Annotated in this window: 21 protein-coding genes; 9 read left to right on the forward strand and 12 right to left on the reverse strand. The window is 37.3% G+C overall.

Translation table 11 applies throughout. From position 1 onward, the window contains the following. Entirely contained in the window at positions 1–1,944 is a 1,944-nt protein-coding gene (gene ispG, locus EGI31_RS20175; protein ID WP_255038967.1) for a (E)-4-hydroxy-3-methylbut-2-enyl-diphosphate synthase, read from the reverse strand. A gap of 116 nt (positions 1,945–2,060) precedes the next feature. Between ispG and EGI31_RS20180 the strand changes: the two genes are divergently transcribed. The 3 genes from EGI31_RS20180 (at position 2,061) to EGI31_RS20190 (ending at position 3,802) form a co-directional block, all read left to right on the forward strand. Beyond that, complete coding sequence (locus tag EGI31_RS20180) at positions 2,061–2,684, forward strand: 7-carboxy-7-deazaguanine synthase QueE (RefSeq protein WP_255038968.1); 624 nt, start codon at positions 2,061–2,063, stop codon at positions 2,682–2,684. 19 nt (positions 2,685–2,703) lie between these two features. Next, positions 2,704–3,213, forward strand: a complete 510-nt coding sequence (locus tag EGI31_RS20185; protein ID WP_255038969.1) for a GNAT family N-acetyltransferase — start codon at positions 2,704–2,706, stop codon at positions 3,211–3,213. Between the two features lie 64 nt (positions 3,214–3,277). Further along, positions 3,278–3,802 (forward strand): STM3941 family protein, encoded by a 525-nt coding sequence (locus EGI31_RS20190; RefSeq protein WP_255038970.1) that lies wholly within the window; start codon positions 3,278–3,280, stop codon positions 3,800–3,802. Between the two features lie 176 nt (positions 3,803–3,978). On the opposite strand, the gene EGI31_RS20195 is transcribed toward EGI31_RS20190, so the two are convergent. Together EGI31_RS20195 and EGI31_RS20200 are read right to left on the reverse strand one after the other, a co-directional pair. Continuing rightward, complete coding sequence (locus EGI31_RS20195; protein ID WP_255038971.1) at positions 3,979–4,911, reverse strand: NAD(P)-dependent oxidoreductase; 933 nt, start codon at positions 4,909–4,911, stop codon at positions 3,979–3,981. Positions 4,912–5,245: 334 nt separating this feature from the next. Then, positions 5,246–6,463 (reverse strand): RsmB/NOP family class I SAM-dependent RNA methyltransferase, encoded by a 1,218-nt coding sequence (locus EGI31_RS20200; protein WP_255038972.1) that lies wholly within the window; start codon positions 6,461–6,463, stop codon positions 5,246–5,248. Between the two features lie 113 nt (positions 6,464–6,576). Between EGI31_RS20200 and EGI31_RS20205 the strand changes: the two genes are divergently transcribed. The 5 genes from EGI31_RS20205 (at position 6,577) to corA (ending at position 11,463) form a co-directional block, all read left to right on the forward strand. Further along, positions 6,577–6,996: an RrF2 family transcriptional regulator gene (locus EGI31_RS20205; protein ID WP_255038973.1), complete on the forward strand. Its 420-nt coding sequence runs from the start codon at positions 6,577–6,579 to the stop codon at positions 6,994–6,996. Beyond that, on the forward strand, positions 6,986–8,338 hold the full coding sequence (locus EGI31_RS20210; RefSeq protein ID WP_255038974.1) for an aldehyde dehydrogenase family protein: 1,353 nt from the start codon (positions 6,986–6,988) through the stop codon (positions 8,336–8,338). Before EGI31_RS20205 ends, EGI31_RS20210 begins: the two co-directional genes overlap by 11 nt. A 65-nt stretch (positions 8,339–8,403) precedes the next feature. Further along, complete coding sequence (locus tag EGI31_RS20215) at positions 8,404–8,883, forward strand: hypothetical protein (RefSeq protein WP_255038975.1); 480 nt, start codon at positions 8,404–8,406, stop codon at positions 8,881–8,883. Positions 8,884–8,942: 59 nt separating this feature from the next. Beyond that, positions 8,943–10,364: an ATP-dependent DNA helicase gene (locus tag EGI31_RS20220; RefSeq protein ID WP_255038976.1), complete on the forward strand. Its 1,422-nt coding sequence runs from the start codon at positions 8,943–8,945 to the stop codon at positions 10,362–10,364. A gap of 10 nt (positions 10,365–10,374) precedes the next feature. Further along, entirely contained in the window at positions 10,375–11,463 is a 1,089-nt protein-coding gene (gene corA / locus EGI31_RS20225; protein WP_255038977.1) for a magnesium/cobalt transporter CorA, read from the forward strand. A 112-nt stretch (positions 11,464–11,575) separates the two neighbouring features. Here corA and EGI31_RS20230 read toward each other — a convergent pair whose 3' ends face one another. Together EGI31_RS20230 and EGI31_RS20235 are read right to left on the reverse strand one after the other, a co-directional pair. Continuing rightward, positions 11,576–12,937, reverse strand: a complete 1,362-nt coding sequence (locus tag EGI31_RS20230) for a hypothetical protein (protein WP_255038978.1) — start codon at positions 12,935–12,937, stop codon at positions 11,576–11,578. Between the two features lie 28 nt (positions 12,938–12,965). Beyond that, entirely contained in the window at positions 12,966–14,480 is a 1,515-nt protein-coding gene (locus EGI31_RS20235) for a DUF7452 domain-containing protein (protein WP_255038979.1), read from the reverse strand. A gap of 278 nt (positions 14,481–14,758) precedes the next feature. Between EGI31_RS20235 and EGI31_RS20240 the strand changes: the two genes are divergently transcribed. Continuing rightward, a complete protein-coding gene (locus tag EGI31_RS20240) occupies positions 14,759–15,550 on the forward strand; it encodes a LuxR C-terminal-related transcriptional regulator (RefSeq protein ID WP_255038980.1) in 792 nt (263 codons plus the stop codon). 48 nt (positions 15,551–15,598) lie between these two features. On the opposite strand, the gene EGI31_RS20245 is transcribed toward EGI31_RS20240, so the two are convergent. The 7 genes from EGI31_RS20245 to EGI31_RS20275 all read right to left on the reverse strand — a co-directional run bounded on the left by EGI31_RS20245 (position 15,599) and on the right by EGI31_RS20275 (position 21,428). Then, positions 15,599–15,934, reverse strand: coding sequence for a LytR/AlgR family response regulator transcription factor (locus EGI31_RS20245; protein WP_255038981.1), 336 nt, complete (start codon positions 15,932–15,934; stop codon positions 15,599–15,601). Between the two features lie 10 nt (positions 15,935–15,944). Beyond that, positions 15,945–17,201 (reverse strand): hypothetical protein, encoded by a 1,257-nt coding sequence (locus EGI31_RS20250; protein WP_255038982.1) that lies wholly within the window; start codon positions 17,199–17,201, stop codon positions 15,945–15,947. An 18-nt stretch (positions 17,202–17,219) separates the two neighbouring features. Further along, positions 17,220–17,966 (reverse strand): hypothetical protein, encoded by a 747-nt coding sequence (locus EGI31_RS20255; RefSeq protein ID WP_255038983.1) that lies wholly within the window; start codon positions 17,964–17,966, stop codon positions 17,220–17,222. 177 nt (positions 17,967–18,143) lie between these two features. Next, positions 18,144–18,776, reverse strand: coding sequence for a response regulator (locus tag EGI31_RS20260; RefSeq protein WP_255038984.1), 633 nt, complete (start codon positions 18,774–18,776; stop codon positions 18,144–18,146). Positions 18,777–18,836: 60 nt separating this feature from the next. Continuing rightward, positions 18,837–19,877 (reverse strand): ATP-binding protein, encoded by a 1,041-nt coding sequence (locus EGI31_RS20265; protein ID WP_255038985.1) that lies wholly within the window; start codon positions 19,875–19,877, stop codon positions 18,837–18,839. 70 nt (positions 19,878–19,947) lie between these two features. Next, the gene (locus EGI31_RS20270; protein WP_255038986.1) at positions 19,948–20,598 is read right to left on the reverse strand and encodes a hypothetical protein; all 651 of its coding nucleotides are present in this window, start codon (positions 20,596–20,598) and stop codon (positions 19,948–19,950) included. Between the two features lie 2 nt (positions 20,599–20,600). Further along, positions 20,601–21,428 (reverse strand): hypothetical protein, encoded by an 828-nt coding sequence (locus tag EGI31_RS20275; protein WP_255038987.1) that lies wholly within the window; start codon positions 21,426–21,428, stop codon positions 20,601–20,603. Between the last annotated feature and the right edge of the window lie 58 nt (positions 21,429–21,486).

A 21,486-nucleotide genomic window follows, 5' to 3' on the forward strand; every position in this document is an offset into this window, starting at 1 on the left:
TTATTCTTCTATTGTTTCTGGTTCGTTCCAGTTACCGTCTTCTTTTATTAAGTTAATCAACTCATCTACAGCATTTTGCGAAGCCACAGATCGCTTTACTACCTCCTGACCACGATAAAGCGAAATTTTATCTTTACCAATGCCCACATAACCATAGTCGGCATCCGCCATTTCTCCGGGTCCGTTTACGATACAGCCCATTATACCAATCTTCACTCCCTTAAGGTGATCTGTTCTTTTACGGATCATGGCCGTGGTTTCCTGAAGGTCAAATAATGTACGACCGCAAGATGGACATGAGATGTATTCTGTCTTGGAAATCCTCGTTCTGGCCGCTTGCAAAATACCAAAAGCCAAACTATTTATCTCCTTGGGATTTTCTTTGACTGATAGCATTATTCCGTCACCAAATCCATCTAAAAATGCTCCACCTATATCAGTTGAAGCATGTAGTTGAATCTCTTCCAGGCTCAGTGCGTCATACTGTCTTTTAAATATAACTGGATTTTTAATCCCTTGGTTAGCAAATTCTAATAAAACTTTTCTAAAATCAGGATAGGCATTTGGTCTTTCTGAACTTAGAATAATCGTTACTTTTTCGTCCGTTTTTATCTTTTCTAAAAGACTTTCATCCAGAGCTTCTGTTGAAATATTCAAAAAGTTTATGCTTTCAGATAAATCAACATTCGTCAGAAATTCGGCTTTGCTAATTAATGGAAAATTGTGTATTTTGTCCTCTAAAGTTTTCCAAACTTCATAGTCTAAAATCTGTTTCAATCCGTTTGGAAGCATGAAAGCGATTGGCTTTTTACCCGAATAGATAAAATCCACACCCAAGTCATTCATTTTCCATTTGTCTGGTAGAGGCAAATAGAAATGTCCAATGCTTTTCATATCCTCAATTTCAACTTTCTCTCTATCTGAAAAGTCGGCGATCACACGAGGAACGTTTTGAGAACCAATATTTGTGACCTCAATTGATTTTCTTTTTTTGTAAGAAAAAGGCTCAAAATTCGAAGATTCCAAAGGTTTTAAGTCAAAATTGCTCGAATTCGGAAGATATCTGTCTATAAGTTTACGAGCAACTGGCGATTCAAATTCAGGATCTTCTGTAAGACTCACTCTAACTGTATCTCCCAATCCATCTTCCAAAAGTGTCCCAATGCCCATGGAAGATTTGATGCGGCCGTCCTCTCCTTCACCTGCCTCTGTAACGCCCAAATGTAGCGGATAAGGCTTCATTTGCTCGTCATTTAATCTTTTAGCCAAGAGTCTGTAGGCATGAACCATTACTTGTGGGTTGGACGATTTCATGGAAATTACCACATTGAAGTAGTTTTCGTCTTCACATATTTTAAGGAACTCCAAGGCAGATTCTACCATTCCCGCAGGCGTATCGCCATATCTACTTAATATTCTATCAGAAAGTGAGCCGTGGTTGGTACCGATACGCATGGCTGTGCCGTATTCTTTACATATTTTCACCAATGGCAGAAATCGCTCTCTAATTCTTTCTAATTCAAGTGCATAAGAAGCATCGGAATAATCAATGACTTCAAAACGCTTTTTGTCGGCATAGTTACCTGGGTTAACCCTCACTTTTTCAACAATTCTCGCAGCAAGTTCTGCTGCATTGGGTGTGAAATGTATATCGGCCACCAAAGGTGTACTATAACCTGCCAACCTCAGTCCCTTTTTTATATTCTCCAGATTTTGAGCCTCTTTGACGCTCGGGGCCGTGATTCTCACTATTTCACAGCCGCTCTCAATCATTCTAATACATTGGTCTATTGAGCCTTGCGTATCCATCGTATCCACAGTGGTCATAGATTGGACTCTTATTGGAAAATCTGAGCCAAGGCCTAAGCCACCAATATTAATTTGGTTGGTAAGGCGTCGTTTATACGAGGTCAATGAAGGACAATAAAGCGGAATATAGGCCATGAAAATGCTTTTTTTATGCAAAAGTAATTCGAAAAATCGTTTTGTGAGTGTGAAAAACAAAATTGCTTACAGTTGATAACACTAAACACTAATTTTCTGTTTAATTTTGTATTGAAATGCAAGAAATTAAAATAGATTTATCAGAAAAGCTGCCCATTATGGAGGCTTTTTATACCTTACAAGGGGAGGGTTTTCACAGTGGAAAGGCCGCTTACTTTATTAGGTTGGGAGGTTGTGATGTGGGCTGTGTGTGGTGTGATGTTAAAGACTCATGGGATGCAAACGCTCACCCAAAAGTGGCTGTTGAGGAGCTTTTGCTCAATGCAAAGGCCAATCCTGGAAAACTAGTAGTGATAACTGGCGGTGAACCTTTGATGTATAATCTGGATAATTTAACGGCTGTTCTACAAAGCGAAAATTTCAAAACAAATATAGAAACCTCTGGAGCCCATCCTTTGTCGGGTAGTTGGGATTGGATATGTTTTTCGCCAAAAAAATTTAAGGAGCCATTGCCCGAATTTTACGAGGCCGCTCATGAATTGAAGATTATTGTTTTCAATAAATCAGATTTTGAATTTGCAGAAAAACATGCTGAAAAGGTCAATCAAAATTGTATCCTATTCCTACAACCCGAGTGGGACAAAAGGGAGCAAATGATGCCTTTAATAGTGGATTACATCAAAGAAAACCCTAAATGGAGAATGAGTATTCAGACGCACAAATATTTGGACATTCCTTAAAAGACATATTTTCAGAACCATGGAAATCAGAAAAGCTCAAGTAAAGGACATTCCGAGCATTCAAAAGATCGCTTTTGATACTTGGCCGAGTGCATATGGTGATATATTGGAGCAGTCGCAAATAGATTACATGTTGGATATGATGTACAACAAAGAGGTTTTGGAGCGACAAATGAAGGAGTCCCAAACATTTTTAATCATCCAAGATGGCGACATGGATATGGCCTTTGTGTCTTTCGAGACTGACTACGAAGGGCAAGCACAAACCAAGATCCATAAAATATACATCACACCAGCTGCACAAGGTAAAGGCCTCGGCAAAATACTGATAGAAGAAACTGAAAGCCAAGCTATTAAAAAGAGAAACAGTAAACTCTTACTCAACGTAAACCGCCAAAACAAAGCGAGATTTTTCTACGAAAAGCTGGGCTTCAAAATTGCCTATTCGGAAGATATAGAAATAGGAAATGGATATCTGATGAATGATTATGTGATGGTTAAGGAGATTGAGTTAGGTGGTGGAAGGTGAGTCATAAGGTTGTTATTAATATAAAAAGTTATAAAAAGCAATCTAGATTCAATCAATCAAAAAAATGACTGAAATTAAGTTGTATAAAACGAATTGGAAAGGTTTGAAATTAATTGGATTAGCAATTCCTTTTGTCGCGGTTGGAATATTTGCCATAAGAACTGAGCAATTTGGTACATTTGATAATTTTATGGGTTGGGTTGCTACTTTTTTCTTTGGACTTGGAATTCCGATTGGGATATTTCAAGTCTTTGATAAGCGACCCCAAATAATAATTAATGAAAATGGCATCTGGGACAGAACAAGCAAGCAAGAAGAAATAAAATGGGAGCAGATAAAGAAAGCATATCAAATAAATATTTCAGGTCAGAAATTTATTTCAATATCGACTGACGACAGTTTTGTCTTCAAAACAAAACAATATAAATGGGCTATTTCGTTAAGTAAGGCCGTTGGTGCTCAAAAACTAAATCTACATTTGAATCAAATAAATATTGACGAAAAAAAATTAACAGAATTTATCAATGAAATATGTAAGATAGATAAACCTTATAGAGCAAACTTAATTAGACTGTACTTTGAAAAGTAGCGAACTTATTTAACCAATAACAATAAATCTTGGACCAGAAAATAGTCAAAATAGAATACATTAAATTATTGACTATAAATTATTTATAAACAATTCTATTTAGAAACCAAATCTTATACATTTCAATAGTCTACAATTTCAGTTTTTTGTTTACTTAATAATTACTTCAAAATTGCCTACAACCCCAAAAACCTAGCAATTTTATCTTTCAAAACCGTATTGATCCTATTGTAAGATTCAAAAGTCCAGCCGGCAATGTGTGGCGTAATAATGACATTTGGGTGATTTTTTAGATAGTCGAAACTTTCTTGTTGTGATTCTGAAAGTTTATTAATTTTCTCATTTTCTAAAACATCCAAACATGCTCCTTTTACTTTTCCAGTCTTTAATGCATCTACCAAATCCTCTTGAACTACCAACTCTCCACGGGCCACATTACAGAAATAAATGTTTTTCGAAAACTTTTCAAAAAACGCTTTATCCACCATTTTGTTGGTTTCGGTTGTGAGTGGAATGTGCAAACTTAGTATGTCTACCTCTCGAAATATTTCATCAAGCGTTGATTCGGTAACAAATTGATTACCAAATCCATACCTGTATTTATCATAGGCCAGAATTTTACAACCAAACGCTACCAAACGAGAAGCGGTTGCTTCGCCATTATTTCCAAAGCCAATGATACCAACTGTCTTTCCAAATAGCTCTTCTCCCCTATTTTCTTCTCGCTTCCATTGGCCTTGTTTAATTTCTAAGTGCGATTTTTCTATTTTATTGAAAAGACCGAGAATCATACCAATCAAATGCTCGGCTACCGCAATTCTATTGCCTTCATTGGCCGCAAAAATCTCAATATTTCGTCTTTTACAAGCATCGATATCAATCAAATCTAAACCGGCTCCTGCCCTACCAATGAACCTGAGCTTAGGTGCGTTTTGCAGGAAATTCTCGTCTATAAAAAACTTACTTCTGATAATAAGCCCTTCATAATCAGCTACTTTTTCCAAAACCTCTGACAAAGCAATATTCGGAAAATAGTCTACCTCCAAGCCCAATTCCTCAGGCATGTGGACTATAGACTCGTGCATTTCGTCAACTATTAGTATTTTCATGAATGTCCTCTAATACTTTTTACTCAACTATTTAAAAATATTTCTTGTACTCTGACTTCGGCTTCGCTCAGTCATCGATTACATTTCAGTGCTCTCTGACTTCGGCTTCGCTCAGTCTTCGGTTTGGAATTTCAGTGTTCTCTGACTTCGGCTCCGCTCAGTCTTCGGTTTGGCATTTCGGTTAACTCCGGCTCGGCTCAGTCATCGGTTTGGCATTTCAGTGTTCTCTGACTTCGGCTCCGCTCAGTCATCGAAATTCAGAGTCATACTAATTACCTCCCGATAGCTATCGGGACACCAATAACCAATATACCAGTAACTACCAACCAGTCAACTAAACCCTCCCAATCAATGCCATGTAAAATCCATCAAAACCGCTTTTGGCAGGAGAAACTTTGTTTTCTTTTATCAGAAAATAATCTGGATTGTTCGCTAAAAACTTCTCCACCTGTTTTTCGTTTTCAGATGGGAGAATAGAACAAGTGGCGTACACCATTTTACCTCCAGATTTCAAAATTTTAGAATAATCTTGAAGGATGGTCGCCTGAACCTGCTTGATTTCTTCCAAAAACTCTGGTTTCAATTTCCATTTTGCATCTGGATTTCTTTTCAAAACACCTAAACCAGAACATGGAACATCTAACAAAAGTCTGTCCGCAGTATCTCTCAAACGTTTGATCGTTTTTGACTCAATTAACTTGGGCTCAATGTTGCTCAATCCATTTCTTTTGGATCTGGTTTTGAGTTCAACCAGTTTATGTTCTTCTACGTCAAGAGCAATAATTCTTCCCTTATTTTTCATGATGTTGGCCATGTGAAGGGTTTTTCCACCGGCTCCAGCACAAGCATCAATGACTCTTTGCTCTGGCTGAATATCCAGTAGTTCAGAAATCATCTGACTACCAGCATCTTGCACCTCAAAGAAACCTTTTCTGAACTCTTCCAAAGAGAAAACATTCATACGTTTTTGCAATAGAAGAGCCGACTCAACGCCTTCAACCTCAGAGACTTCAACGTCTTTTTCTTTCAGAAGTTTTATTAAATCTTCCTTAGATATTTTGGTGGTATTTACTCTTAAAAATACCTCAGCCTGGTTGCTCAGTGCCTCCAATTCTCTTGGCCAAGTAACTCCTATTTCTTCCGAAATTTTCTCGTCCATCCAGTCGGCTACCGAATATTTTATTCTTCTATCTTTTTCAGCTTCAAGCCTTCTTTCGTTGATTTTTTCTATATCGATTTTACCAAAAAGCGAACTATTTGACAAGTCATATCCTTTGAAAACTAACCAAATACCTATTAAATCTCTGTAAGTTCCGGCCAGTTTATTATTGACATCATCTTTGCCGTAACAAAAATTTATCAGACGCCAATTTCTCACCATATCGTAGGTATTTTCAGCAATAAATCCCCTATCGCGTGATCCCCATTTCGGATTAGACTTTAAAATTCCCGAAATAGCTTTGTCCGCTTTTCTATTTTCAACAAAAATCTCCACCAAAGCCTTCTCGATGGCCTCTATTAAAGGTGGAAATAATTTTATAACTTTACTCATTATCTTAATTTTGTGCAAATTTACCAATAATAAGCTGTTTTATTCCTCTCAAAACTCAAAATGATTTTGTTTGGTATAGAATCGAAACTAAATTTGCTAAAACATCAACCCCTATGATTTCTAAAAAAGCCAAATACGCACTTAAAGCCCTCACCAGACTAGCTGATGGGTATGAAGCTCATAAACCGTTGTTAATAAGCGAAATATCGGAAAAAGAGAATATTCCGAAGAAATTCCTAGAGGCCATACTTCTTGAGCTGCGAAACAACGGAATTCTGCAAAGCCAGAAGGGAAAAGGTGGCGGTTATTTGTTAAGAATTCCGCCTGAAGAAGTTACACTTTCTAAAGTCATTAGAATAATTGATGGCCCCATAGCCCCAGTGCTTTGTGTTTCATTGAATTTTTATGGTAAATGTGATGATTGTAGCAACGAAGAAAAATGTAGAATAAGGCCAATAATGGCACGCATTAGAGACGCCAATTTATCAGTGTATGACAATGTGACTTTAAAAGATATGATGAATGACATTTAAGAGTGTAAATCCAGCAAATGGAGAGATTTTAGCGAGTTTTGAGGAGGATGTCGACTATTTTTCAAAGATCAGGGAAGCTGAACGAACTTACAACCGTTGGAAAACGGCTGATATTATCGAGAGGATTAGGTTAACCCTCAATTTGGCCAATATTTTAGAGGCTAGAAAGACTGAGCTAGCGAAAGAAATAAGCCTAGAAATGGGCAAAACATTAAAATCTGCTACGGCCGAAATTGAGAAATGTGCAGTTACTGCAAAATATTATTGTCATGTAGCCGAGGAACAAACCAGAAGCGTTGAAATCAATAATTATGCTCACAAAGCCTATTATAGATATGAATCACAAGGTGGGATACTGGCTGTTATGCCTTGGAATTTCCCTTATTGGCAGGCATTGAGGTTTGCTATACCTACTATTTTGACGGGAAATGTGGTTTTGCTAAAACATGCCCCAAACGTATTTATGTCGGCAACGACACTAGAGAAACTCTTCATGGAGGCTGGATTTGAGCAAGGTGTTTTTCAAAATCTTTTCGTGGATATTGATAAAATTGAATCTATCGTAGCCGATCCATTCATAAAAGGTGTGACTTTGACCGGAAGCAATCTGGCCGGTTCGTCTTTGGCGAGTTTGGCCGGAAAATATCTAAAAAAATCTGTTCTAGAACTTGGTGGTTCTGATCCTTTCGTGGTTTTGGCTGACGCCAATATTGAAAACGCCGCCACTTTTGCGGTAAAATCGCGATTTCAGAATGCTGGACAAACCTGCATTGCGGCTAAAAGGTGGATTGTTGTTGAGGAGGTTTATGAAGAATTTCTTGATAATGTTTCTGATAAAATAAAGAAACTAAAAGCTGGCGATCCATTTGAAGCCGATACCGATTTTGGACCAGTTGCCCGATTAGATTTAGCCGAAAAAATTGAGGGACAAATTGATTATTTAGTAAATAAGGGTGCAATTAAACTTATTTCAGGAGTAAGAAAGGGTTGTTTACTTACGCCAACGCTTTTAGAATTAAACAGGGAATTGAGTCATTCATTTACTGAGGAATTGTTCGGACCTGTAGCTTGTATAATCAAGGCCAAAGATACTGAGGAAGCTATAGAAATAGCCAATGAAACCAGTTTTGGCCTTGGAGCGAGTCTTTGGACACAAGATTTAGAAAACGGAGAAAAACTTCTAAAAAAACTCAATGCTGGCAATGTTTACCTAAACTCTATGGTAAAATCTGACGCCTCCATGCCATTCGGAGGAATAAACCAATCGGGATATGGCAGAGAATTAGGCGTTTATGGATTATACGAGTTCTGCAATGTAAAATCCTATATTATTGAAAAATGAATTCGTTTGGTGGTTACTAAACTTATACTTAAATTTAAATTTCAAAACTAAACCCTTATCTAAATATGGAAAACATTAGACCTACATTCCTTACCGTTTTGTGTGTTCTGACCTTCTTAGGTAGTGCATTTGGTATTTACAATGCCATCACTACTTATTCTGCTGCTGGTATGACCACAGGGCTAACCCAAGAGGCTATGGAGAATGCCAAGGACCAAATTGACGAGCAAGCTCAAGATGAGAAATCGGCTGAAATGGTAAATAAAATTATGGACTCGGTGAGCAACGACCTTTCTGAAGAAAAAGTAAGAAATGGTGCTATGGCAAGTGGTGTAGCCAATATATTGACCTTAATTGGTGCAGTTTTAATGTGGGGATTGAACAAAAAGGGCTTCTTCATTTATGTAGCTGGCACACTGGTAGCTATAATTGCACCCTTGGTTATTTATGATGGATTTTTAGGATTTATTGGAAGCGGTATGATTGCATTTGTGGGTATCATATTCTGTGTCCTTTACTTCCTCAATATCAAGCACATGGCTTAGATCATTATTAAACTTTTCTTTCAAAAGCCTACTAGTTAGGCTTTTTTTATTTTCTCAAAATGGCCAAAATTCTTTCTTTCTCTGAACTACTTGCTGAAAACTTTAAGCATACACCTACGCCTGGACAGGCGAAGCTTTTTGGTTTGCTTGAAAAATTCATTGCAGATGAGGACGAAAGAACAGCCTTTGTCTTGAAGGGTTTTGCTGGTACTGGTAAAACAACCATTCTGGGTTCGTTTATAAAAAGTCTCCCCAGCCATGGCTGGAAATATGCACTTTTGGCACCGACTGGACGTGCGGCAAAGGTTATGGCGAACTACACAGGTGGTAAAGCTCAAACCATACACCGAAAAATTTACAAACAAAAAGAAGACAGCAACTCGGGGAATTTGGTTTTTGAACTACAACCAAACAAAGACGAAGGAACGATTTACATTGTCGATGAGGCTTCTATGATTGCTGATACGAGAGAGTTTGGCAGCAATGGTCTCTTGCATGATTTGATAAACTTTGTCTTTAGTGGTACCGAAAACAAAATTATGCTTATCGGTGATGAAGCTCAGCTGCCTCCTGTTTCAATGCCGCTCAGTCCAGCCTTGGATGTGGCCCATATTCAGGACTTTTATTATACCAAAGTTTACACCATCACGCTTAAAGATGTTATGCGGCAGGAAGCCAACTCCGGAATTTTGACCAATGCCACTTTACTTCGGGATCAATTGGGTTCAGAAAAACCTGAAATTCAACTCATAACAAGAGGTTTTAAGGATATTTTTAAAATGACCGGTGAAAAACTTGAGGATGGTATCAGATACGCTTATGACAAATATGGCCCTGAAAATACCATTGTATTGACTCGGTCAAATAGAAATGCCGTACAATATAACCGACTGATTAGAAACCAAATAAACTACTCAGACACCGAGCTTGACAATGGTGATATACTGATGGTAGTAAAAAACAACTATACTGTTTTGGGAGACGATTCTGAGGCGGGATTTGTGGCCAATGGTGAGTTTGCCATAGTCAGGCGAATTGGACGAGAAGAAGAAATGCACGGTTTTCGGTTTCAAAATGTCACACTTCAGTTGTTAGATTACCCCGAAGAACCTACTTTTGAATCCTTGATAATTCTGGATACTTTGTATTCAAATTCGCCAAGTTTGACACAGGAAGAGAACAAAAAACTGTACGAAAGTGTTGCCAAGGATTATTTTTGGGTGAAATCGAGAAGAGAGAAAAGCAAAATGATAAAGGAAGATAAGTACATGAGTGCCTTACAGGTGAAGTTTGCCTACGCTCTGACTTGTCATAAGGCACAGGGTGGTCAATGGAATGCTGTTTTTATAGATCAAATATATTTGCCAAACGAAGAAATAGATATAGAAATAGTGAGGTGGCTCTACACCGCCATCACGAGAGGAATAAGTGAGGTATTTTTTGTAAATTTCCAGTCGGCTTTCTTCTTGGAAAACAAATGATGACAATTTTATGGGAAAAATAAAACAAAAAAACAGACCCAAAACACCGAAACACGAGGTTTTTTCTTCAGCTGGAACGGCCAAATACATTGGGAAAACCATTGAGGGTGAGTCTTCGATTACCATCGTAGACTATAACGTGGAGGGTGTTTTGATAACCCAAAATCCAGCCATTGAGGAAATAAAGGGAGTTTTGGATGCCAAGATGAACCACTGGATAGACATTGAGGGTATTCATAACAAAGAAAATATAGAGAAAGTTAGCAAGATTTTTGGGCTACATCCTTTGATGATGGAGGATATTCTGAATACTACCCAAAAGGCCAAACTTGATCATTACGAAAAAAACAATCAGTTGTTTTTGGTCCTGAAAATTCCGTTTCGAAATCTTGAAACATCCGAGATTGAGACCGAACATGTTTCTATAGTTTTGGATGAGGATTTTGCCATTAGTTTTCAGGAATTGGATCATCACAATATTTTCAAGCCAATTCTGCTCAGAATGGACAGAGAAAACAGCAAAACAAAAAGGAGCAAATTGGACTATCTGTTTTATTCTTTCATCGATATCGCGGTTGACAACTATTTTGTGGTTTTGAACGAAACGGAAGAGAAACTTGAGGAGCTAAGCGAACAAATTCTGTCTAACGCACAATCGGCACATCAGAATCAATTGTTCTATATTAAAAGAGAAATAAATGCCCTCAAGAAGGCTCTTTTTCCATTGAAAGAAATTATAAATCAGTTGATTAGAGACGAAAACAGCCTCATCCATACAGAAACAAAAGTGTATTTGAAAGATGTCTTGGACCACGTCATCGAAAACCTAGAGGCCATAGAAACCTTTAAAGACGAAATAGAGAATCTTTTGGTCAATTATCATTCACAGCTGAGCAATCGCATGAACTCCGTCATGAAAACCTTGACTGTTTTTACAGCCATTTTTATGCCACTGACCTTCATTGTGGGTATTTATGGTATGAACTTCGAGCAAATGCCCGAGCTCAAAGAACCAAACGGGTACTTCTATACTTTAATAGGCATGTTTGTTTTGGCCGTGGGTTTGTGGGTTTATTTTAGGTGGAAAAAGTATATATGAACTATACTTTAAAATCCTAGGGCCTACTTTATTAAATTCTTAAATTGTATTTGACAGAAAAAAAACGCAAAGGCAGTTCTTCCACCCTTGCGTTTTTTTGATTTATTAAAACCTAGTAATTCTTTAAGGCCAGCGTATTTTCTAAAAAAGGAATATTTGCTGCAGGACATTTGGAGCCAGGAGTTTTGTATTCTTGACTTTTTTCAAAAAGTTTCAAAGAGCCTGAGGTCGTAAGTCCCAAGAAACTGAAATTATAGCCAGTTTCAGCTTTTAAGGTTATTCTGGTGCTATTGCACGGCCCAGGCATAAAAGGCAAGCCACTTTCAAAATAACTAACTACACTGGTATTTGTCAGGAAATACGGAACTACTACAGTGTCAAAAATCCCGATTTCGAATCTTGGAAATTCTAAGCCAACACCCACGCCAACAATTCCAGTAGATGCAGAACCCGTTTCACCAATTATCGAAGGATTAAAATTGGCCATAGTGGCCCTTGGAGTCAGACTGTTGTTTTCATAAGAGAAACCATTTGTACCTGAATAAGCCAGTTTAAGGTTTGCCTGACATGTGCTATTGGCCGAAATTTCAGGATAGACCTTGAGCACACACTTGATGCGGTAAGTCACCGGAATAACTCCGTGAACCACCATCACTCGCATAAAATTTATAGGGATTTCGAAAGCCGCATCGGCATTTGACATGGACAAGAAAGCATATTTCGCCTCAATTTCGCCATTGATATCATTATGAGATTCAGAATAGGTGTTCAAGCGGCTATTTTCAACATTTATTTGGCTTTCTATATTGAAGTTTGAAATAAAACCTTTGAATTCTATGGCTCCCAAATTTCCTTTTTTGGCTTTCAGATTCAGTCCAAGTTTTCGGTTATCACCCGAAGATTCTGGTGCAAGGGCTAATTCTACTTCCCAGCCTCTTATTTCGCCTTTATAAGTCCACTCTTGTTTACCTTCAATGTGTTTAACTCTGGCTCCTTTTTCGTTGTTGATATCTATAATTGAGGAATTTAGCACCGAACTATTCCACTGAAATGCTGTTTTGTAGTCTATCTTGGCCGATTTGTAATAATCCACAAACTTGGCGGCTGTAGTCTTTACTATTATTTTACCACCTGACTCAGTTACACTGCTAATTTTTTTGAGTGAATGTCCTGTAAACAAAACCACAGAGCCGTTCTTTAGCAATTTCAGTTCGTTGGCATCACTTTTAAAGGTCATTTGCCCCGTGGCTTTGTCGAAACTTTCAAAGCTTTTCGTCATGGTTTCCAAAGGCACTTCGGCGGTATTGGCTTGTTTAACCACATTAGAAACCGTTCCTTGGTCGGGTTCAAAAAGGCGGTTTTGGCCGATTGTGATACTTTTTTCCTCGGGAATTATGTCGCTTCCTGATTTTTTGCATCTTATGCCAAAGACCGAGAGAAATAGGATCAGCGTGAGTGTTGTTAGTTTTTTCATGGGTGATTATTGTTTAATGGCGTATGAGTTACTGCTTGATAACTAAAATATTGAAAGTGATGCCTACAGGCATGGCTGAATTGTCAGTGAGATGAATTTCCCAGTTACTTCCATTCCAATAAGTTGCGAATTGTTTGTTAAGATAAGAACCACCAGTATATTCATAAGTTACTATTAAGATATCAGTAGAACGATTAGCCATGGTAGTATTTACGATACCGAATGAATTACCTGAAATGTAAGTAGATATGGTTACAATCTTAAAAGCTGCTCTGTTTGTACCGGCTACCTTTATGCCGCCCGTGACTTCCAGGGCAGTTCCTAAATTTGTTAGATTGACGGCAAGTAACGCTGAAGATGAAATTGAGTTATTCACTATGGTTAAACCTCTACCTGTGCCGTTGGTTTGAACACCAACTGCGTCCGAACTGCTAGATGGATTGTTGATAACAAAGCTGGCAGCAGTTCCAACACCCGTATTTTGACCTAAAATAGCCGCACCCTGATTATTTGAATAAGACCTCAAACTGGGGGTAGTATTTGTAGATTTGGTAGTTTGAAAATAGCCCGCCGAACCAACTCCATTGGTCGTTGAATGAATGGTGCTACTATTGCTATTAGCATTATAGACTCCAAATACACCACCAAAGCCCGTTCCAAAGTTATTAACTACCAATGCGGCACTGCTATTTCCAATAATGGGAATAGTGAATTCACCTGCTGCACCTGTACCTACGTTTTCACTTTTTAAACTCACTCCCGATCCGTTTGATCTTGCGAAAACAGCATTGCTTGTATTTGAACTATTAAGAATCGAAAAATTCCCAGCCCTTCCCAAACCGTTGGTTGTTGCATTCAATGCTTCTGCTCCACTCGAATTATTTGATATTGTAAAAAGACCAGCACTACCATCACCATAAGTTGTGGACTTTAAAGCGACTCCCGCACCATAAGTCTCACTCTCCAGGGAGGTTTGTCCGTTTGAACTTACGGGAATACTAAAAAATCCTGCTTTCCCTTTTCCACCATTTATTGATTCAATGGCATCACCGTTTCCGTTGGTTTGGGCTGATAATGCTGCTGCATTATTGCTTGTGTTCTGAATATAAAAAAGCCCTGAACTACCCAAACCACTGCTCTGTGAGGAGATGGTTGGACCACTTCCCCAATTGTTGCCTCTTATTACTGGGTCTTGGTTTGAGGCTATGCCAGATTCAAAGGCAGCTACACTGCCTGAGGCTCCTGTATTTCCGATATAAAAAATATCAGAGGAGCCGTTAAAGTTTTGAGAAAACGGTAGTGTTAGACTACCGGCATAATTGGTCCAGCTGGATCCATTATAAAACCAATTAGAAGCAGTCTCAATATTATAAACCATCATGCCTTGTGTCGGTGTGGCTATGCCGGTGGTAATATTTGTTATTGCAGCCAAATTTGCATACCTAGGCAGTTTCAAACTTTTGGAGTCAATCTCAGTAGCTTGTTGTGCGTAGGTAGTGATAGCGAAAAGGCTGAAAAATAGAATTTTGACGAAATTTTTCATGATTTTTTGGAAGATAGAAAATTAAACACAAAGTTTTTATTTAATTGAATGGTTAGAAATCCTACAATTTGGGTATTACTTATCTTTAAATTTGAGGATATTTAATGGCTAGAGGTTTACATTCAATCAATCACCAAAGTTCGTATTTATGCTTCAGCTTGGAAATGACAGATATCTGTCATTTTTTCCTATATTTGGTGGTTTTATAACTTTAACCTTTAAAATGAGTTCAATTGGGTGCGTAAAATGGTTGTTTAAATCTTGCTAATAATTTCAGTATGAATGTACTCAGTCCATTGTCTGTTCATGAGTTTATAGAAATTGCCAAAAATGAAAATGAAATAATGATTGGCGATTTTGTGTCTTATTTCCAAAACCAAATTGAAGAAGCATCTAATTACGCAATTGGACCCTATTTTTGGTTCATTGGTGATAACTCTACACTTATGATTACGGCAGCTAGTCAAAATATAAACGAGCTTACACCCTATCAACATGAAGCTTGGACGAAGGGAAATACATTCTTTTTTGCTGAAAATATTCACCCCGATGACCGTTTTTTTGTTCTGTCGGCATTTAAACTAGCTGTTGAAAAAATAGAACTATTACCCTTGGAGCGTCAATCCTCGGTGAGACTAAATATATATGCCAGAATGTTGAACGCCAAGGCTGAATATCGGTGGGTGTTAATTCAAATGCCCCGCCTGTATATCAACGAAAAAGACCGCACCACTGTTGGTTTTATACTCGTCACTGACCTCTCACACCTTGAGTTTCTGAAAAGACCGACTTTGATGACCCTTACGGATAAGGTGAACAATCAAAATCAGTACTTTCATATTGCTGAAGATCTAAAAGAGCTCGTAGTGGCGGATTTACCAAATATCACAAAAAGAGAGCAGGAAATAGTAAACTTAATGGCCAAAGGTCTTAATTCACCGGCTATTTCAGAAAAACTCTATTTGTCGTATCATACCGTTGAAAACCACAAGCGAAATCTCAGAAAAAAGACCAACACTAAGACTTCTGCCGAACTCATCGATTATGTTTGGAGAAACAACCTCATTTGATCTACTATATTTACCCAAATTGTCAAAGAACTAGATTTCAATAAAACTTCAATTCATTCCACTATTCCTCCAAGCTTTCTCCATTCTTCTTGAGAAAACGACTTTCTTATCTCCTGGCAAAAAAAGCGTTTGATCTTCTATCTTTTCCACCAAATCTATATTCACCACACTTTGGCGATTGATTCTCACAAAATTCTTAAAAGGCAAAAGGCGATTTTCAATGATTTTGAGCGTAGTAGAACTTAGTATTTTTTTGCCATCTGACAAAAGAATATTGGTATAGTTCAAGTCTGCCTCCAGATGTAAAATGTCACTTGGTGCGAGGTATTTGCGACTGCCCACATGTACCTGTGGACAGTTTTCGATGTATTTTATGGTTTCCATGACATTTGATTTATTCAGTATAAGTAACTACTACTTTTATTGGTCTACTTAGTATATTGCCACTATTGGTTGGATTATTATAAACTCTGATGTTGACTGTGTTAATTTCTGTGTCAAATTGTCGCTCTGTAAAATGGGTATGACCACTTTTAACCCAAACGCCCCCACCTGCAACTTCCACCAAAACAGAGTAATCGATAATTTTAGAGGCAGTTAAACCATGAGGAAAGCTCGAATCGCTACCTTCGGTAGCTCCCGTGGTACTCGTTATGGTTTTCATTTTAATTTTTGGTGCTGATGGCTCACTACCCATTTTAGTAAAACCTGCTATTTCAACATTTCCGTTACCTTTCAGATCAAGAATGGGTGTGGATCCGTTATAATCAAAAGAAAGAAAGTTATTGGCGGCAGTGCCGCTGTTCAAATTAAAGTATTGTCCAAAATATCTACTTCCCGCTATGTTGGTCATTTTTATCATTCCATTGTTGGCATCCACGGCAGTTATTAGATTAATATGAGGTTTTACAAAACCGCCTTCTGTATCATGGAATATCTGAAACCTGGCGGTTGGAGCACCTCCAAATAAGCTATTAATGCCAACATTTCCGGTTGGTGTGATATTCATTGTAGGGACGTTGTTTGCTCCCAGAAAAAGTTGAGTATTTTCTTTGTTGATTATTCTGGCAGCATTCGGATGAAGCAAATCATTATTTCCTAATATTTGTAATTCCAAGCCGTCGGTATCCAAATCACCAGTAGACGCTGTTGTTAATTTTACACTGGCTATCGTGGCGGTATTATTTTCATGCACATGAAGATTTTTTGTTTCAGTTGAAATACCTATTCCTACTTTCGCATTGGGGTTTAAAGACATTGATGGATAAGTCACATTTCCATAATTAAATTGCATGAAGTCATCAGTAGTTGAACCGCCAAATACATCGCCTCTAATATCCCAAAATCTGTCATTAGAAGGAGTGGAAGTTTGACTTATCATTCTAATTCTTGGATAATTACCACCGGTTTCCTTTAATAGTAAATGTACTTTTGAAATATAATTTTCAGGACCTGCAATTTCATGAAAAGCAGAAAAATTTGTAACAGCTACACTTTTTGCTCCTAATCCCCTTTGTGTAGAAATTTTAGATTCAGATAGAGATTCTACGTTTGTATTTGGGGATACGGTATATGTTGCTTCATTACCTTGTTGGGCAAAAACAGATGCAGAAAATGAAAGAAAAATGATAGAATAAATAATTTTTTTCATGATACTTAATATTTAATATTATTTGATTTGATATGTTACTGTTACCGGAAAAAACTCAATTTTCACAATTCGGGTGTCGTCGTTACAATTATCATCATTACTGATATCATCGCCACCAGTGTCGCCTACTACATGGAAAAATTTCACAAGTGTTCCTTCCGTAGCAGGAACTTTTATAACGGTATTTCCATGATTAATGGCTGTATTTATTAAGGTCTTCAAAGCTGCTCTGTCTTCTCTTTTGATGCCGTGCATCTCAAATATCTTTTTTTCGATATCTACGCCGTCCAGAAAAGTATGGAATGCATTGGCAACGTCTTGACCTGGTAACAAAAACTGAAATCCTGCAGCTGGACTAATAAATTGGGTTCTTGAGGCCATATCAGAATTTATGGCTGTGATTTTTTTGCCATATGGCACATCAAACACTTTTTTTGACCATTTCCCTGAAGTTGTGCTGAAGTCTTGGACAGTTTCCACTGCCGAAAAAGTAATTTCTGCCCATATTTCGGTTCCATTGTTGGCCAATCTTAACTTAACTTCGGACTTCACTTTTGGTCCGTTGCCACCAAATTCTTTGTCGCCACGTTCCAATCTGCTCGGGCAAAGCCATTCATCGATGTCTTCTAGTTTGATAGTTTCCTGACCGATTGCTTTAGTAGCTACTCCTGCCTTCAGAACAGATTTATTTGTTGGACTCAAAACTTGTGCATTAGCCCAGCTAAAAATAAATATACCTAGAAACAGTATTAATGTTGTTTTCATGTTTGACAGCATTTTTTGATAAATAATTATGTCTCAAATTTCCGCCAAAAAAACACGCCCGTCAATTACATGATGATGTAATAGCCTATAAATAAACAACTTGCAGAAACAAAAAAAAACTCACATTTCCTTTGAAAGAAAAATGAGTTCTTGAATAAAATGCGAGAATATTTTGAATCAAATAATTTTTTCCAAGATAGCTTTGGCAACAGCCTCGGTTTGAGAATGTACATGGAGTTTTTCGTAAATATGCTTTATATGTGCCCTTACGGTATCGATACCAGTGCCAATCTGACTTGCTATCATTTTGTAACTGAGGCCTTTTACCAAATTCTCCAAAACCTCTTTTTCTCTTTTAGTGAGTTGATAATCATGAGTTTGAGTATTTTTTACAGACATAAACTCCAATACTTTTCGGGCAATTGAAGCCGTCATGGGCACACCGCCCTGATGTACGTTCAGTATGGCATCAACTATTTGGCCTGGAGGGGTTGATTTTAAAAGATAGCCATTAGCACCTAATTGCAAGGCCTCAAAAATATGCTCTTTGCTGTCAAATACGGTTAGCATCACAATCTGAATGTCTTTGGAAAGCTTACGTACGGCTTGAATACCCATAAATCCATTGGCAATGGGCATGTCAATATCCATCAGAATAACATCAGGTTGGAGAGTTTTTACATGAAAATCAACGTCTTGGCAGTTTTCATAGGCACCTAAAAGCACTATTTCAGGAGTACTTTCAAGCAGAAACGACAAGCCCGAGCGTAATTTCTCGTTGTCTTCGAATAACATTACTTTGATGGGCATGGCGTTGTTTTTTTTGCAATTTTACAGATTATTTTTCAATTGATATATTACACGATGATGTTACAATGGAATAACCAACACAACGGATGTTCCTTGATTTTTGACGGAAATGATATCTATTTTCGCATTTATAAGAGTAGCTCTTTTAGTCATGTTCAAAATTCCGTTACCATTTCCTTTTAATGAGGTATCAAAACCAACACCATCGTCAATAATTTCTAATACTAGATTACGCTCTTCGTTAGTTATTCTGACTGTTACGTAGCGAGCTTTTGAATATTTAGCTGCATTATTGATGGCTTCCTTAAAAATCATGTAAAAATCGTAGTATTTCTGAGAAGTCCACTCCAAATTTCCCAGTTTCTGGCTTGTTGTGAGTTGATAATCAATATCTTTTGGCTCTAAAACTTTACCAAGAAACTCATTCATTCTCACCGTTAACTGCTCAAAATTGTCATTCAACGTTTTATTGGTCCAAACAATATCACTCATATTGTCTAATGTTTCTTGTGCATTTTCAGAAATTTGCACCAAAAGCTTTTTCGTCTTTTCAGGAGCTTTTTCAAGGTTGTTTTTGGCAGCCTGTGTTAAGATTGCTATGCTGCTAAGTGTAGATCCAACATCATCGTGCAAGTCTCTGGCTATTTTGTCTTGTACTTTTAAAGTTTTCATTTTTTGTCGAAAACGATACAGAAAAAACAAATAAAATACCAAACCAATTACCGTGAAAATATAGAGCATGATGGATGGAATAAACCACCATTTTTGCCAAAAGGCGGCCTTTATAGTAAACTCAAGAGACTTTTCAGCATTATTATTTTTATTCTTTACTGTAAAAACATACTTCCCTCCGTATAAGTTGGAGTAACTCATAAAACCTTGTGAGCCAATCGGAATCCAAGCGATATTGTCAGAACCTTCCAGTTTTATTTCGAAATTAGGCAAAGTCTTTTCTGAAGAATCCAAAAAGCTAATACCAATATGTTGGGGTTTGTAATCTAAAACAATAGGCTTATTGCAATCAAAAAACGAGCTATCATCAAATATCTGAAATTTGGTAAAATGGATAGTTGATTGTCCGTAACAACTCGTAATGGACATGAAGACACAAATAAGAATTCGGGATTTCATCAAGTTTTGACTAAGTGTAAAGTAAATTATACAAATAGGTCTAAACCACCAAACTTGTATGGTATTTTTTGGTTTTCCAAAACCCGACACACAGTAAAGCAATTTTAATGAATCCAAAAACTGGCGTGATGTAATCCCAAAGTATAAAGAAAAATTGGCGGTTGACGGCATAAAGCCAACCATTCGCTACAGCCAACAAAAAGTCAAATATTACATAAATGAGCGTACCTAAAACAATCCAAAAAAGCGGATAATTTCGCAAGGATTCTACCTTTTCATCTTTAAGAATTTGGCTCAAAGCAAGTATCAGAAAAACCGTCATCAACAAATCAGAAACTCCAAAAAGGTATTGGTTCATGTAAATTCCGTGAACAGCAATGTCTACACAAATGCCTGACAAATATATAATTAGAGCATATACAACCAATCTTTTATTCCAAACAGAAGTAAAAATACAGGTAAAAAAGAAGGCTCTGAAAATAAAATTGGTAGCGGCATTGATATAAATCATGAAATGATTATTTATACCTTTTTCTCCCAATTTAATGGAAATTAGGCCATATATGCTGGCCATAATCATTCCACCCAAGTACCATTTTAAGCCTTTTTCAAGGAATTTCAAATGAAAAAGTGCAATCAAAATTGGCAAAAACTCGGCATACGAAGATATTTGATATAGCCAGTCGCTCATTATTATTGTCTACAGTAAGTTGGACACGGACGAGAACCACCCATTTTGGTTAGTGGTCTATTTACAGGCTGAAAAACTGCTTCATGCAAGGCCATTCCGAGAAGTTCAACCGATTTGTTGCTTTTTATTGCTTTCAATATCAGTACTTTGTTCATGTCCCTTGTAAACCGAACTTCAATTTCCAAAGAAGCTATGTCATTTTTGACAAATCCTGATTCTGAAACCAATTTACGATATAAAACATTTCGGCCAATGAAATAACCCCTAACACCTGTTGACTTGGCAAATGGTACAATATCTTTTAAATTTTTCGAAGCAAATGGACTAATCCTTCCAAATTGTGCTTTGTCAGTACTTTTTAGAACCATGAAAGTTTTTTCAATGCTCTTGTATCCAACCGTTGGAACCAATTCTCCTACTCTAAATATATTCAAATCCGTTTTTTCAGATCCAAATTCTATCATCAGACCCGATATTGCTTTTTCTCCAGTAAAACTAGGATCGTACAGAAATTTGGTGAGTTTATCTTTTGAAATTCTAAAGGTAGCTTCATAGGTTGTTCTATCCAAAACACTTCTTTCTATATCTTCTCCATTATCCAAACCATTATTTATACTAGAATTCAAATCGATCACCTCTGAATCCGCCTTGATTTGTTTCGCTACGTAATCGTCATAAACCGAAAGTGCAACATTATTTTTTACAGGGCTGGCCACCTCCCTCTGAGGCTTAACTTTTTGTGCTAACGCTTCAAAATTTGCTACGAGTGTAATTAAAAATACTGAGATGGCAATTCTACCACAGACATTTTTGTTAATTTTTATGGTCATTTTTGGTTTTATTTATGGGTCAAAATTCGAGTTTTAAAAGTTAATTGTCAATTACATG

The organism is Lacihabitans soyangensis (assembly GCF_024343775.1).
Lineage (GTDB): Bacteria > Bacteroidota > Bacteroidia > Cytophagales > Spirosomataceae > Leadbetterella > Leadbetterella soyangensis.

Excerpts from the sequence above, each read along its gene's own strand:
- ispG (WP_255038967.1), bottom strand. The coding sequence starts at position 1,944 with ATGGCCTATATTCCGCTTTATTGTCCTTCATTGACCTCGTATAAACGA.
- EGI31_RS20180 (WP_255038968.1), top strand. The coding sequence starts at position 2,061 with ATGCAAGAAATTAAAATAGATTTATCAGAAAAGCTGCCCATTATGGAG.
- EGI31_RS20185 (WP_255038969.1), top strand. The coding sequence starts at position 2,704 with ATGGAAATCAGAAAAGCTCAAGTAAAGGACATTCCGAGCATTCAAAAG.
- EGI31_RS20190 (WP_255038970.1), top strand. The coding sequence starts at position 3,278 with ATGACTGAAATTAAGTTGTATAAAACGAATTGGAAAGGTTTGAAATTA.
- EGI31_RS20195 (WP_255038971.1), bottom strand. The coding sequence starts at position 4,911 with ATGAAAATACTAATAGTTGACGAAATGCACGAGTCTATAGTCCACATG.
- EGI31_RS20200 (WP_255038972.1), bottom strand. The coding sequence starts at position 6,463 with ATGAGTAAAGTTATAAAATTATTTCCACCTTTAATAGAGGCCATCGAG.
- EGI31_RS20205 (WP_255038973.1), top strand. The coding sequence starts at position 6,577 with ATGATTTCTAAAAAAGCCAAATACGCACTTAAAGCCCTCACCAGACTA.
- EGI31_RS20210 (WP_255038974.1), top strand. The coding sequence starts at position 6,986 with ATGACATTTAAGAGTGTAAATCCAGCAAATGGAGAGATTTTAGCGAGT.
- EGI31_RS20215 (WP_255038975.1), top strand. The coding sequence starts at position 8,404 with ATGGAAAACATTAGACCTACATTCCTTACCGTTTTGTGTGTTCTGACC.
- EGI31_RS20220 (WP_255038976.1), top strand. The coding sequence starts at position 8,943 with ATGGCCAAAATTCTTTCTTTCTCTGAACTACTTGCTGAAAACTTTAAG.
- corA (WP_255038977.1), top strand. The coding sequence starts at position 10,375 with ATGGGAAAAATAAAACAAAAAAACAGACCCAAAACACCGAAACACGAG.
- EGI31_RS20230 (WP_255038978.1), bottom strand. The coding sequence starts at position 12,937 with ATGAAAAAACTAACAACACTCACGCTGATCCTATTTCTCTCGGTCTTT.
- EGI31_RS20235 (WP_255038979.1), bottom strand. The coding sequence starts at position 14,480 with ATGAAAAATTTCGTCAAAATTCTATTTTTCAGCCTTTTCGCTATCACT.
- EGI31_RS20240 (WP_255038980.1), top strand. The coding sequence starts at position 14,759 with ATGAATGTACTCAGTCCATTGTCTGTTCATGAGTTTATAGAAATTGCC.
- EGI31_RS20245 (WP_255038981.1), bottom strand. The coding sequence starts at position 15,934 with ATGGAAACCATAAAATACATCGAAAACTGTCCACAGGTACATGTGGGC.
- EGI31_RS20250 (WP_255038982.1), bottom strand. The coding sequence starts at position 17,201 with ATGAAAAAAATTATTTATTCTATCATTTTTCTTTCATTTTCTGCATCT.
- EGI31_RS20255 (WP_255038983.1), bottom strand. The coding sequence starts at position 17,966 with ATGAAAACAACATTAATACTGTTTCTAGGTATATTTATTTTTAGCTGG.
- EGI31_RS20260 (WP_255038984.1), bottom strand. The coding sequence starts at position 18,776 with ATGCCCATCAAAGTAATGTTATTCGAAGACAACGAGAAATTACGCTCG.
- EGI31_RS20265 (WP_255038985.1), bottom strand. The coding sequence starts at position 19,877 with ATGTCCATTACGAGTTGTTACGGACAATCAACTATCCATTTTACCAAA.
- EGI31_RS20270 (WP_255038986.1), bottom strand. The coding sequence starts at position 20,598 with ATGAGCGACTGGCTATATCAAATATCTTCGTATGCCGAGTTTTTGCCA.
- EGI31_RS20275 (WP_255038987.1), bottom strand. The coding sequence starts at position 21,428 with ATGACCATAAAAATTAACAAAAATGTCTGTGGTAGAATTGCCATCTCA.